Genomic DNA, 13,058 nt, shown 5'->3' with positions numbered 1-13,058 from the left:
CCAGCAAAATCAAACCCTTAAGGCCAAATATCGCCGCCAGTCTCAAGAGCAAACGAGAAGGTCGCCAGCAGCGAAGCCGCCCTCGTCAACGACGCTGCTTATAGAACCCTCCACACTCAAACGTCAACACTCAACAGACAAAAATATCCAGAAAATTATCTAACCAACTGTAAAACAACAATAATTTCTGAAATAATCCAGACATCAACGCAAAAACAGCGGCCCGGGCACACACAAACCGCTCGAAAGCCGCGTCTCGCCCTCTCAATTTCACAATTGAAGTGCACCACCGGTTTCCAGCATCCAAGGGATTCGCACCTGCGAAGCGTAAGGAGGACCGGATTTGACTTGTCAGCCGGAAAGATGCACATCTTCCAGCGTTTTGGAATGAAACAGGCCAAAGGACCGGAATACCTGCATGACGCCCGATCCCGCTTTGACCCGTTCGATCGGTAACGAAGCACCCGTTCTGGCCGACGGGCGCCGCGCTCCCGACCGTCGCGAAATATCCCTGCGCTGGCTGTCGGGCACATTCCTTACCGGCATCACTTCCAGCGTCCTGATGGGGGTCGCTCTCTTTGCTGCGCTCGACGGGCGTCAGCAGCTCGGCATTCCCGCCGAGGCCTACGCAAATGTCCAGCAGGATCATGAGGATGAAGATGTCGTTCGCGGCGGACGCCTCTTTTCCACCAGCCTGACGGCGAAGCCGACGGACCGCGCCATTCTCGACGTTTCGACGGTCGTGCGCGAGGGGGACAAGGAGGTGGTGCGGCGCCAGCCTTTCGCACACGTGAAGATGACCCTTGCCGCCAATCATGTCGTTTCCGAAGATTATCCGGCTTTCAATCCGCTGACCGTTTTCTCATCCGACGAGCCGGATTCGGCCGCGAACCCCGCCCGAACGGGCACCCTTTACGGTGCGGATGTCGATTCGGAAGTGAGCCTGAAGACGGTTCCCTTCCCCACCCGCCACGCGCCCTACCCCTTCACCGCGGCCATGACGCTGGACGAGGTGGAGGAAAATGTGCGTTCGAACGGCTCGATCCTGACCGACGGCACCAAGCAACTGGCTGCTCTCTATTATGTCGATCCCCGCCGCTTCGAAACGGACAACACCGATCTCGACCTGGCGGCGGGACTGTCCGCCCGTATCGTCGAACAGAACATGACGGTTTCGGCGCCCGAAACCATCTCGTCCACCATGCCGGAATATGCGGAAGACGTGATCCCCGTTCGCGAGAACATGCCGATCGCGACGCTGCTGACGAATGCCGGTTACTCCAAGGTGCAGGCCACCACGCTTTCGGAAGCTCTTTCCGGCAGGATGGACGGCAACACGATCGGTGAAGACAGCGTGCTGCGTGTCGGCATCCTGCAACAGGGCGAACAGGCGACGGTCATCCGCGCCAGCGTCTACCACAACGCCCGCCATCAACTCACCATCGCACTGGACGACAAGGGCGAGTTCATCGATGGCCAGGCGCCGCCTGAACTCGATGCGGTCCGCACCGCGTTCGACACCAGTGCGCCGCCCATCCAGACGGGCCGCGATCTGCCCCGCGTCTATGACGGCATCTACCGCGCCGCGCTGTCCTACGGCATGAACCAGGAAATGACCTCCCGCGTCATCAAGCTTCTGGCCAGCAATGTCGATTTTCAAGCGCAACTGAAGCCGAGCGACACGCTCGAGGCATTTTTCTCCGTATCCGGCGAGGACGGACAGGCGACGAACGATTCCGAGCTTCTCTATGTCCGGGCGCATTTCGGGGATACCGAAACGCGCTTCTATCGCTTCCAGGACCCGGAAGACAATTCGATCGACTATTTCGACGAGAACGGCAAAAGCATCCGCCAGTTCCTGCTCCGCAACCCCGTGCCCAACGGCATCTTCAAGTCGCCCTTCGGCATGCGCCGTCACCCGATCCTCGGCTTTTCCCGCATGCACACCGGCGTCGACTGGGCGGCGCCGCGCGGCACCCCGATCATCGCTGCCGGCAACGGCACGGTCGAAAAAGCCGGCTGGGATTCGGGCGGCTACGGCAATCAGACGCTCATCCGCCACGCCAACGGCTATGTCAGCTCCTACAACCATCAGAGCGCCATCGCCAAAGGCGTGAGGCCGGGCGCCAAGGTGCAACAGGGCCAGGTGATCGGATGGGTCGGCTCGACCGGGCTTTCGACCGGCCCGCATCTGCACTACGAGCTGATCGTGAACGGCAACAAGGTCGATCCGCTGAAGATCCGGCTGCCGGGCGGGAAGTCGCTCGAAGGCGATGCGCTCGCCCAATTCCAGGAAGAACGCAAGCGCATCGATGCGCTGCTGAACACCACCGACAAGTCCAGGCAGGTCGCAAGCCGCTGAATCCCGTCGTCCCCCGTTGCAGATATGAAAATGGCGGCCCTTGAGCCGCCATTCCTGTGAGTGCGATGACGTGTGATCAGGCCGCCTGCTCGACCTGATCCGCCACCTTGAGCAGCAGCCGGTCGGAGCCGGCGACGACGCGGATTTTCGCGCCGTCCGGCACCTCGCCGGCCAGGATCATCTCGGCGAGACGGTCCTGCACCTCCTTCTGGATCACCCGCTTCAGCGGGCGGGCGCCATAGGCCGGATCGTAGCCCTTGTTGGCCAGCCAGTTGCGGGCATCGGGCTCCAGATCGAGAACGATCTTCCGGTCGGCAAGCAGCGTCGCCAGGCGGCGGAGCTGGATATCGACGATGGCTCCCATCTCGTCGCGGCGCAGGCGATGGAACAGGATGATGTCGTCGATACGGTTCAGGAACTCGGGCCGGAAGTGGGCGCGCACCCGCTCCATGACCAGTTCGCGAACCGATGCCGTGTCGTCGTTCTCGCCCATCTGCGTCAGGAACTCGGAACCGAGGTTCGAGGTCATGATGATGATGGTGTTCTTGAAATCGACCGTCCGGCCCTGACCGTCGGTCAGGCGACCGTCGTCCAGCACCTGCAACAGGATGTTGAACACATCCGGATGCGCCTTCTCGATCTCGTCGAACAGCACGACCTGATAGGGCCGGCGGCGGACGGCTTCGGTCAGCGCGCCGCCTTCCTCATAGCCGACATAGCCGGGAGGCGCGCCGATCAGCCGGGCAACGGAGTGCTTCTCCATGTATTCCGACATGTCGAGACGAACCATCGCGGTCTCGTCGTCGAACAGGAAGCGCGCAAGCGCCTTCGTCAGTTCCGTCTTGCCGACGCCGGTGGGGCCGAGGAAGATGAACGAGCCGATGGGCCTGTTCGGGTCCTGAAGCCCGGCGCGCGCGCGGCGCACCGCCTTGGAAACGGCCTGGACCGCCTCGCCCTGGCCGACGACCGACTTCGCCAGCTCGTCTTCCATCCTGAGCAACTTGTCGCGTTCACCTTCCAGCATGCGGTCCACCGGAATGCCCGTCCAGCGGGAAACGACCTGGGCGATGTTGTCGGCGGTCACGACCTCCTGCACCATCGAGGATGCCTGACCCTCGCGGTTTTCGGCCTCCTTCAGCTCCTTTTCCAGCCCCGGAATGATACCGTAGGCCAGTTCGCCAGCCCGCTGGAACTGGCCGTTGCGCTGGGCGATCGCCAGTTCGTTGCGCGCCTCGTCGAGCTGCTTCTTCAGGTCTGCGGCATGGCCGAGCTTCTGCTTTTCCGCCTGCCAGCGGGCCGTCAGGGCGTCGGCTTCCTCTTCCAGATGCACCAGCTCTTCCTCGAGCTTGTGCAGCCGGTCGGCCGACGAGGTGTCGGTTTCCTTCTTCAGGGCCTCACGCTCGATCTTGAGCTGGATGATCCGGCGGTCGAGTTCGTCCAGTTCCTCCGGCTTGGAGTCCACCTGCATGCGAAGACGCGATGCGGCCTCGTCCATCAGGTCGATGGCCTTGTCCGGCAGGAAACGATCGGTGATGTAGCGGTTGGAGAGCGTGGCGGCGGCCACCAGCGCCGAATCCGCGATCCGGACCTTGTGGTGCTGCTCGTATTTTTCCTTCAGGCCGCGCAGGATCGAGATCGTGTCCTCGACCGTCGGCTCCTCGACCATCACGGGCTGGAAGCGGCGGGCAAGGGCGGCGTCCTTTTCGACATGCTTGCGGTATTCGTCGAGCGTGGTCGCGCCGACGCAATGCAGTTCGCCGCGCGCAAGCGCAGGCTTCAGCAGGTTAGAGGCGTCCATAGCCCCATCCGCCTTGCCGGCCCCGACCAGCGTGTGCATCTCGTCGATGAACAGGATGATATTGCCGTTTTCCGACTGCACCTCGGAGAGGATCGCCTTCAGGCGCTCCTCGAACTCGCCACGATACTTGGCGCCGGCAATCAGCGCGCCCATGTCGAGCGCCATCAACTGCTTGTCCTTCAGGCTTTCCGGCACATCGCCGTTGACGATGCGCAGAGCCAGCCCCTCGACGATCGCGGTCTTGCCGACGCCCGGCTCACCGATCAGAACGGGGTTGTTCTTGGTGCGGCGCGACAGGACCTGAATGGTACGGCGGATTTCGTCGTCGCGGCCGATCACCGGGTCGAGCTTGCCTTCGCGGGCTTCGCCCGTGAGGTCGCGGGCGTATTTCTTCAAGGCGTCATAGGCCTGTTCGGCGCTGGCGCTGTCGGCCGTGCGGCCCTTGCGCAGCTCGTTGATGACGGTGTTGAGCCCGTTCGGCGTCAACCCGGCCTTCTTGAGCGAAGCGGACGTCGACGCAGACGATTCGATCAGAAGCGCAAGCAGCAGCCGTTCGACGGTGACGAAGCTGTCGCCGGCCTTCTTCGCCGCGTCTTCCGCCGTCGCGAAAACCCGGGCCAGGGGCTGGGTCAGGGAAATGCCGCCGTTGCCGCCGGAAACCTTGGGCAGCTTGGCAAGCGCCGCGTCGTTGGCGATCTGCGCTTCCTTGGCGTTACCGCCGGCCCGCTCGATCAACGAGGAGACCATGCCCTGATCGTCGTCGAGCAGCACTTTCAGCACATGCTCCGGCGTGAATTGCTGATGCCCCTCGGCCAGAGCGAAAGTCTGCGCCGATTGCAGGAAACCGCGTACCCGTTCGGAATATTTCTCGATATTCATAAAAACACCTCCAGTAGCCGCGCTGCCCGCATTCGGCACAGAACGGCGATTTCAAGGATGGGCTCCCTCAAGCGGCAAGCCCCGAACCGGCACCCGTGCAGGCCCGATCCCCACGAGGATATGGGGAGGATTTTTTTCCGTTTAAAGAGCGATTTCCACAAATCAGGGCGGGTTTTCGCGTCAGTTCGTCGCATGCCTCAGCGCAGCAGTTTGAGCGAGCCGGTCAGCGACCTGACCCATTTCGCCGGGCCGGCGATACCGAGCCCGTCGATGGTCTCGGAAGACAGGTCGCGACCGGGAAAAAGCGCTTCATATTCGCGAAAATCATGCAGTGAGCGGGCAAAGGCAGGGAACGCCACGAGCGCCCATGCGTCCTCCCGCGCCAGCGCCTTCAGAAGAAGGACGCGGATCGCCTCCGGCTCCACCTGCAACACAGGAACCGCCAGCCGCGAACTGACGTCGATGCGGCGTCCGTCGCGGTCGGACAACGCTGTGCCGGCAAGATCCGGCAGCCGCGCCCCGAGACCGATGCCGATCGCAGCGGCCGTGTTGGCGAGAAGCCCCGCCGACAGAGCGGGATTGAGAACAAGCGCCACGCGAAAATCGTCCTGCATCAAAGCCTCCTTCTGGAAGGCCGGACATTAGCGCGGTAGCCCGGGTATTTTTTGCCTATTCCTGCCGATATTTCCTCATTATCGGTAGAATTTACCCATTCAAGAATACATGGAGGCAGGATATGTCAGACGGAGCCATCACGAAAACCGACAGCCGAATTCTTTCCGCGCTCCAGACGGAGGGGCGCCTGACCAATCAGGACCTCGCCGAACGCGTGGGCATGGCCACCTCGCCCTGCTGGCGGCGTGTCCGCCATCTGGAAGAAACGGGGGTGATCCAGGGCTACCGCGCGGTTCTGGACAGGCGGCAACTGGGGCTTGGGGTTCTGGCCTTCGTGCGCATTCGCATCGACAGCCACAGCGAGGCGGAAGCGCGGACTTTCGAGGAGGGGGTGAAACGGCTCGACAACGTCGTCGCCTGCTACAGCATTGCCGGCGATGCGGATTTCCTGTTGCAGATCGTCGCCGACGATCTCGACAGCTATGCCGATTTCGCCATGAACGTGATCCGCCGCCTGCCCCGCATCAAGGAAATGCAGACGACATTCGTTCTCAAGGAAATCAAGCCCTTCACGGCATTGCCGGTAAAGGCGCCGGCGTAAAACAAAAGGGCCGCGATCGGGGCGGCCCTTTTTCTCGATTCGGTCTCCCGGGCGCTTCGCGTGCCGGAGGCCTGTTGATCGCGTGTCATGATCGCAAAACCGCAGCACTGCGTGCGCACGACATGCCGAAACGCTTTTATTCCGCGATTTCGGCGACAACCGGCGCGGCTTCGGCGCCACCGTCGTCCGTGCCTTCTTCGCCTGCCTTGCGGCGCGGCGTGCGGCGCGGACGCGCAGCGGCGGAGCGACGGCGCGACTGGGTGCGCTGGCCCTGGCCGGCGGCGTTCGCCTCTTCTTCGGCAGCGACCACTTCCGCAGGCGTTTCCTCGATCACCGGCTGAGGACCGGTGCCATCGACCGCGGCAGGCGCGGCGGCCGGAATGGCCGGAGCCACGGCCTGGGCGGCCGCGACATCCGTCTCGGTTGCCGGATCGCCATCCTCGTCGCGTTCGAAATTGTCGCGTTCGTTGTAGTCGCTGCGCTCTTCGCGCTGGAAGCGTTCCTGCATCTGCGCCTGTGCGGCGGCGATGATGCGGTTATAGTGCTCCGCATGCTGAAGGTAGTTTTCAGCCATGACGCGATCGCCGGCGCTCTGGGCGTCGCGGGCCAGCGTTGCATATTTCTCGGCGATGTGCTGGGCCGTGCCGCGAATCTTGATATCCGGACCCGAACTGTCATAGGTCCGCGTCAGCGGGTTCTGGCCCTTGCGGTTGAAATTGTTGTTGTTGCCGTTGTTATTATTGTTGTTATTGCCACGCCCGCGACCACGTTTGTTTTGTTGTCCTGGCCTCATAGATCGGTCACCTGAACTCTCTTCGTTCTTCTCGCAATAAGCCACCGGACTGGCGCGGATCATACCGGTCCAGCCCCTTCAAGGCCATCGAAGAACATTGCGAAACCTAATGTTCGCCCTGATGGAAGTTAAATTATTGATTCACGCACCGGGAAATGTTCACCCTGCCGTATCTAAAAGAAGACGGACCCGAGGTCTGTTTCGACCCGAACGAATCGCCGTTCATTCCCAATTACCCTGTGCGTAGTTGCAAACTAGCCGCTTTCCTTAACGAATCCAAGCGTTTTCTTGAAGGTTTCGAAAAGACATTTCGCAGTCGCAGCAATCTGTCAGCACGCCTTCGCAGCGAAGACGACGACCCTGTCGTTGCCACCGTAATCGCGTGCCGTCTCAAGGGTTTGGAACCCCTTGAGTTCGAACAGCGCTTCGACGTCCTGTCTTTGATCGTAGCCGATCTCGACACCGATAACGCCTCCTGTTTCAAGATGGGCAAGAGCATCCGCGGCGATCCGGCGATAGGCGACCAGCCCATCCCTTCCGCCGTCGAGGGCAAGGCCGGGATCGTAATCCCTCACCTCGGCCTCGAGAGCCGCGACCACGTCCGTCCTTATATAGGGTGGATTCGACACGATTATGTCGAAACGACCTTCGATCGCAGAAAACCAGTCGCTTTCCACCGCGTCGAACCGCGCGGCAAGTCCGGCGGCCTCCGCATTTTCCCGCGCCGTGCGCAACGCGCCGGGCGCCAGGTCCGCACCCACCCCCACCGCCGCAGGGCATTCGTTGAGAAGCGCCAGCACGATGGCGCCCGTTCCCGTGCCGAGGTCGAGAATGCGCACGCATCCCTTTTCGTCCGCAATCCGCTGCGCGTGGGGCAATATCCGCTCGACCAGAATTTCCGTATCGGGACGCGGCTCAAGCGTTTCCGGCGAAAGCCGCAGTGTCAGGCCGTAAAAGTCCCGGGCGCCGAGAATGCGATGGACCGGCTCCCGTTTCCGGCGCCTTTCCAGCGCTGCGGCGGCTGTGGCGAACTCGGCCTCGCTCACGGCCCGGTCGCCGCGGGTCAGCAGTTCCGCGGCCGACAGGTCGAACAGCCCGAGGATCAGCACCCGCGCATCGGTGGCCGCATCGGCGAGGCCCGCATCCGCAAGTTCACGGCGCAACCAGCCATGCAGGGCCGAAAGCGTGCCGGGCCGCGCCATCAGGCGCTCTCGCCGAGCCGGGCGAGCTGATCGGCCTGATGGTCGGCGACCAGCGCATCGATCACCTCGTCGATCTCGCCCATCATGATGCGGTCGAGCTTGTAGAGCGTGAGATCGATGCGATGATCGGTCACGCGGCCCTGCGGAAAATTGTAGGTGCGGATGCGTTCGGACCGGTCGCCCGAGCCGACCTGCGCCTTGCGGTCGGCGGAGCGTTCGCTGTCGGCGCGCTGGCGCTCGATATCGTAAAGCCGCGACCGCAGCACCTGCATCGCCCTGGCCCGGTTCTGGTGCTGGGATTTTTCGGAACTCGTCACCACGAGGCCCGTCGGCAGGTGGGTGATGCGCACGGCCGAATCCGTGGTGTTGACGTGCTGCCCCCCCGCACCCGAAGACCGCATCGTGTCGATGCGGATGTCCTCGGGACGGATTTCGACGTCGATATCCTCGGCCTCCGGCAGCACGGCCACCGTCGCGGCGGACGTGTGGATACGTCCGCTCGCCTCCGTTTCCGGCACGCGCTGGACGCGGTGGACGCCGGATTCGAACTTCAGCTTGGCGAACACGCCGCGCCCGGAAATCGTGGCGATGATTTCCTTGTAGCCGCCCGCCTCACCCTCGCTGGCCGAAAGCACCTCCACCTTCCAGCCGTGAGCGCCGGCATAGCGTTCGTACATGCGGAAGAGGTCGCCAGCGAAAAGGGCCGCCTCCGAACCGCCGGTGCCGGCACGAATTTCGAGAATCGCACTCTTCTCGTCGGCCGCGTCCCTGGGCAGAAGGAGAACGCGGATCTCGCCTTCGAGAGCGGCGATCCGTTCGCGCACCTCCGGCAGTTCCGCTTCGGCCAGCGCCCGCATCTCGCGGTCGGTGTCCCTGGCGTCCAGAAGCGATTCCAGGTCGGCGGCCTCCGCCTCCGCCTTCTGGTAGTCGCGGATCGTCTTCACGACCGGCTGCAACTCCGCATATTCGGCGGCCAGTTTCACATAGACGTCGGCGGACGGCCCCGCCGACATGCGCGCCTCGACCTCGCCGAAACGGCGTTCCAGTTCGCGCATTTTCTCGACGGGAAGTTTCGCCACCCTTTAGCTCCGCATGTCCGTTGGTCCGGTCAGACCGGAATATTGTTGCGCTCGGCAAACAGCGCCAGAAGTTCCCGGATCGGCATCACCGGGTGCGGATCGTCGATGGCCGCATTCAGTTCCTCCGCCAGCGCGTCCACCTCCAGCCCGAGCAGCATCGCCTTCACCGGGCCGATGGCCGTCGGCACCATCGAAACCGCGCGGAAGCCGATGCCGAGCAGCGCCATCGCGGCCAGCGGCTTGCCCGCCATCTCGCCGCAAAGCGTCACCGGCGTGTTGTTGCGCTCGCTCGCCCGGGCGATATCGCGAAGGATGCGCAGGAAGGGACGGCCCAGAATGTCGAAACGGTCGGCGACGCGCGCATTGCCGCGGTCCACCGCCATCGAGAACTGGAAAAGATCGTTCGAGCCGACGGAGACGAAATCGACCTCCTGCATCAGCTCGTCGAGCTGCCACAGCAGCGCCGGCACTTCCAGCATGGCGCCGAGCTTCAGCGTGCGCGGCAGGCGGTGGCCGAACTTGGAAAGATGCTGCACTTCCTTGCGCAGGATCTCGCGCACGGTGCGGACTTCGGAAACCTCCGTCACCATCGGCAGCATCATCTTCAGCTCGCCGCCGGCCGATGCCCGCAGCATCGCCCGAAGCTGCGTGCGCAGCAGGCCCGGCCGGTCGAGCGCCAGACGGATCGCGCGCCATCCGAGCGCCGGGTTCTCTTCCTCGTGGCCGCGGAAATAGGGAACCACCTTGTCGCCGCCGATATCCAGCGTCCGGAAGGTGACGGGTTGCTTGCCGGCCTGGCGAAGCACGGAACGATAGAAGATTTCCTGCTCGTCCGCCTTCGGCATGGTCGAGGAGATCATGAACTGAAGCTCGGTGCGGAAAAGGCCGATGCCGTCCGCGCCGGATTCGGAAAGCTGCGGCAGGTCGACCAGAAGACCGGCATTCATCATCAGGCTGATGCGCTTGCCGTCCTTGGTGACGGGATCGACCGAGCGCAGCGCCCGGAACTGTTCCTGACGGCGGGCGCGAAGCTTGACCTTCTCCTCATACGCCTTTTGCAGATCGACCACGGGACGCAGGTGCACCGGGCCATCGTCGCCGTCGATGATGATCGCATCGCCGTTTTCGGCCAGCGCCACGATACCAGCCGCCTGGCCGACGACCGGAATGCCCATCGCCCGGGCGACGATCACCACATGGCTGGTCACGGCGCCTTCTTCGAGAACGAGGCCGCGCAGGCTGTCGCGCGGATAATCCAGCAGCTCGGCCGCCCCCATCGCCCGCGCCAGGATGACGGCGTCGGTCGGAAATTTTTCGCCGGAAAGACGGCCCGAATGGCCGGTCAGCTGGCGCAGGAGCCGGTTGGCCAGATCCTCGAAATCGTGCATCCGTTCGCGCAGGTAGGGATCGGTCAGGCGCATCATCCGCGCCTTCGTGTCGCTCTGCACCTTCTCGACGGCCGCTTCCGCCGTCAGGCCGTTGCGGATCGCCTCTTCCATGCGGCGCACCCAGCCTTGATCGTGGGCGAACATGCGGAAGGTCTCCAGCACCTCGCGATGCTCGCCTTCCATCGGCACGTCACGGCGCGACAGCATGTCGTCGATGGAAATGCGCAGCGAACCGAGCGCTTCGGCCAGCCGCATGATTTCCTTCTCGGCGTCCTCATTGAGCAGGTTGGTCACGACGATGCGCGGCTCGTGCAGCACCACGCGGCCAAGCCCGATGCCCTCGCTGTAGGCATCGCCCTCGATCGTGACCGGCCGCGACAGGTCGAGTTCCACGCCCGGACGCGTGATCTTCTTCAGGTCGCCGGTGGCGATGATCTCGGCAAGGATCATCGCCGTCGTTTCCAGCGCCTCGACCTCGTCCTCGCGGTAATTGCGCTGCGCCTTGTTCTGCACGACCAGAACGCCGAGCGTGCGCCCGGCCCTGAGAATCGGAACGCCGAGGAAGGACTGGTAGATCTCCTCGCCCGTTTCCGGCAGGTAGCGGAAGGCGGGATGCGATTGCGCGTCGGACAGGTTGAGCGGCTGGGCGGAGGCGGCGATGGTGCCGACCAGGCCCTGGCCCATCTTCAGCTGCGCCAGATGCACCGAATCCTTGTTCAGGCCCTCGGTGGCGTAAAGTTCGAGAACGCCGTCGGAGCGCAGCACATAGACCGAGCACACTTCGGCCACCATGTTCTGCGCGATCTGCAGAACGATCTGGTCCAGCCGCTCCTGTGGCTCGAGCGGTTCCGCCATCAGTTCGCGCAACCGCCTGAGAAGAACGCGCGGACCCATCGAAAGGTCTCTCATCGCGTGGTGCTCCCGAAAACAAGGTCTATTTCCGGAAAAACCCCGCCGTCAGCTACGATTCGGGGGCGGGGAAGAACCGGCGTGAATCACTTTTTATCGAGACCGTAAGCCGAATGCAAAGTGCGGACGGCAAGTTCCGTGTATGCACCGTCGATGAGAACAGAAATCTTGATCTCAGACGTGGTGATGGCCTTGATGTTGATGCCCTTTTCGGCGACGGCGCGGAAAGCGGTGGCGGCGACGCCCGCATGGCTGCGCATGCCCACCCCGATGACCGAGACCTTCGAGAGGCCGGATTCACTCTGAACGACGTCGAAGCCGATCTTTTCCTTGTTCTCGGAGAGAACGGAGATGGCCTTTTCGACATCGCCCGAGGGCACCGTGAAGGTCATGTCGGTATGGGTGCCGTCCTCGGAAATGTTCTGGACGATCATGTCGACATTGATATGGGCTTCGGCCAGCGGGCCGAAGATCGCGGCGGAGACGCCGGGACGGTCCGCAAGACGGCGCAGCGAAATCTGAGCCTCATCCCTGGCGTAGGCAATACCGGTAACGACTTCCTGTTCCACGATCTCATCCTCGTCACAAATCAGCGTGCCGGGCGGGTTGAGAAGGTCGCCCATGCCCGGCGCATCGGGATCTTCAAAGCTGGAGCGGACGAAGGTGCGCACCTTGTGCACCATCGCCAGTTCGACGGAACGCACCTGGAGGACCTTGGCGCCGAGCGAGGCCATTTCGAGCATTTCCTCGAAGGCGATCTTCTTCAGGCGGCGGGCCTTCGGCTCGATGCGCGGGTCGGTGGTATAGACACCGTCCACGTCGGTATAGATGTCGCAGCGGTCGGCCTTGACGGCGGCGGCGATCGCCACGGCCGACGTGTCGGAGCCGCCGCGGCCGAGCGTCGCGATGCGGTTGTCCGGGCCGAGCCCCTGGAAGCCGGCGACGACGGCCACCTGGCCCTCGCCCATTCGGCGGATGATGTCCGAACCGTCGATCTCCAGAATGCGGGCGGCGCCATGCGCATTGTCGGTGCGGATCGGGATCTGCCAGCCCTGCCACGAGCGGGCGTTGACGTCCATCGATTGAAGCGCGATGGCGAGAAGACCGGACGTCACCTGTTCGCCGGAAGCGACCACCGCGTCGTATTCGCGCGCATCGTAGAAGGGCGAGCTGGCGCCCGCCGTCTTCGGCGTGTCGTGAACCCAGCCGACGAGTTCGTTGGTCTTGCCCGACATGGCGGAGACGACGACCGCCACCTCGTGGCCGGCATCGACTTCACGTTTGACATGGCGCGCGACGTTATGAATGCGTTCAAGATTGGCGACGGACGTGCCGCCGAACTTCATCACGATGCGAGCCATAGCCTTGATCCGGTATTCCGATTGACGCTTTCGAGGGAAAGCTTTCACCAGCGAGACCGCGCTTTTGCGAC

9 protein-coding genes are annotated in these 13,058 nt (G+C 63.2%); 2 read left to right on the top strand and 7 right to left on the bottom strand.

Annotated features, from left to right (window positions below; genetic code table 11):
• Window positions 1-418 precede the first annotated feature (418 nt).
• The gene (locus NOF55_RS23065) at window positions 419-2,362 is read left to right on the top strand and encodes a M23 family metallopeptidase (protein ID WP_306413489.1); all 1,944 of its coding nucleotides are present in this window, start codon (window positions 419-421) and stop codon (window positions 2,360-2,362) included.
• Window positions 2,363-2,438: 76 nt separating this feature from the next.
• Here the strand turns inward: NOF55_RS23065 and clpB are convergent, their stop codons facing one another.
• Window positions 2,439-5,039 (bottom strand): ATP-dependent chaperone ClpB, encoded by a 2,601-nt coding sequence (gene clpB, locus NOF55_RS23060; RefSeq protein ID WP_306413488.1) that lies wholly within the window; start codon window positions 5,037-5,039, stop codon window positions 2,439-2,441.
• Between the two features lie 197 nt (window positions 5,040-5,236).
• On the bottom strand, window positions 5,237-5,653 hold the full coding sequence (locus NOF55_RS23055; RefSeq protein WP_306413487.1) for a DUF2000 domain-containing protein: 417 nt from the start codon (window positions 5,651-5,653) through the stop codon (window positions 5,237-5,239).
• 122 nt (window positions 5,654-5,775) lie between these two features.
• Here NOF55_RS23055 and NOF55_RS23050 point away from each other — a divergent pair, with 122 nt between their 5' ends.
• Window positions 5,776-6,255, top strand: a complete 480-nt coding sequence (locus NOF55_RS23050) for an Lrp/AsnC family transcriptional regulator (RefSeq protein WP_306413486.1) — start codon at window positions 5,776-5,778, stop codon at window positions 6,253-6,255.
• Between the two features lie 136 nt (window positions 6,256-6,391).
• Here the strand turns inward: NOF55_RS23050 and NOF55_RS23045 are convergent, their stop codons facing one another.
• The 5 genes from NOF55_RS23045 to NOF55_RS23025 all read right to left on the bottom strand — a co-directional run bounded on the left by NOF55_RS23045 (window position 6,392) and on the right by NOF55_RS23025 (window position 12,987).
• Entirely contained in the window at window positions 6,392-7,048 is a 657-nt protein-coding gene (locus NOF55_RS23045; RefSeq protein ID WP_306413491.1) for a DUF4167 domain-containing protein, read from the bottom strand.
• Between the two features lie 329 nt (window positions 7,049-7,377).
• Complete coding sequence (gene prmC / locus NOF55_RS23040; protein WP_306413485.1) at window positions 7,378-8,250, bottom strand: peptide chain release factor N(5)-glutamine methyltransferase; 873 nt, start codon at window positions 8,248-8,250, stop codon at window positions 7,378-7,380.
• Window positions 8,250-9,329 (bottom strand): peptide chain release factor 1, encoded by a 1,080-nt coding sequence (prfA, locus tag NOF55_RS23035; RefSeq protein ID WP_306413484.1) that lies wholly within the window; start codon window positions 9,327-9,329, stop codon window positions 8,250-8,252. The genes prmC and prfA overlap by 1 nt, the downstream gene beginning before the upstream one ends.
• A gap of 29 nt (window positions 9,330-9,358) precedes the next feature.
• Window positions 9,359-11,626: a phosphoenolpyruvate--protein phosphotransferase gene (gene ptsP / locus NOF55_RS23030; RefSeq protein WP_306413483.1), complete on the bottom strand. Its 2,268-nt coding sequence runs from the start codon at window positions 11,624-11,626 to the stop codon at window positions 9,359-9,361.
• An 86-nt stretch (window positions 11,627-11,712) separates the two neighbouring features.
• Complete coding sequence (locus NOF55_RS23025) at window positions 11,713-12,987, bottom strand: aspartate kinase (RefSeq protein ID WP_306413482.1); 1,275 nt, start codon at window positions 12,985-12,987, stop codon at window positions 11,713-11,715.
• Window positions 12,988-13,058 lie beyond the last annotated feature (71 nt).

It is taken from the genome of Ectorhizobium quercum, from assembly GCF_026552795.1.
GTDB classification, from domain to species: domain Bacteria; phylum Pseudomonadota; class Alphaproteobacteria; order Rhizobiales; family Rhizobiaceae; genus Ectorhizobium; species Ectorhizobium quercum.
Note: the sequence above shows the minus strand (reverse complement) of the source record. Positions and strands in the feature narration are given on the sequence as shown.

What these genes read in the sequence shown, in the direction of transcription:
- prmC (WP_306413485.1), bottom strand. Translation starts at nt 8,250, where the DNA reads ATGGCGCGGCCCGGCACGCTTTCGGCCCTGCATGGCTGGTTGCGCCGT.
- clpB (WP_306413488.1), bottom strand. Translation starts at nt 5,039, where the DNA reads ATGAATATCGAGAAATATTCCGAACGGGTACGCGGTTTCCTGCAATCG.
- NOF55_RS23050 (WP_306413486.1), top strand. Translation starts at nt 5,776, where the DNA reads ATGTCAGACGGAGCCATCACGAAAACCGACAGCCGAATTCTTTCCGCG.
- NOF55_RS23025 (WP_306413482.1), bottom strand. Translation starts at nt 12,987, where the DNA reads ATGGCTCGCATCGTGATGAAGTTCGGCGGCACGTCCGTCGCCAATCTT.
- ptsP (WP_306413483.1), bottom strand. Translation starts at nt 11,626, where the DNA reads ATGAGAGACCTTTCGATGGGTCCGCGCGTTCTTCTCAGGCGGTTGCGC.
- NOF55_RS23055 (WP_306413487.1), bottom strand. Translation starts at nt 5,653, where the DNA reads ATGCAGGACGATTTTCGCGTGGCGCTTGTTCTCAATCCCGCTCTGTCG.
- NOF55_RS23065 (WP_306413489.1), top strand. Translation starts at nt 419, where the DNA reads ATGACGCCCGATCCCGCTTTGACCCGTTCGATCGGTAACGAAGCACCC.
- NOF55_RS23045 (WP_306413491.1), bottom strand. Translation starts at nt 7,048, where the DNA reads ATGAGGCCAGGACAACAAAACAAACGTGGTCGCGGGCGTGGCAATAAC.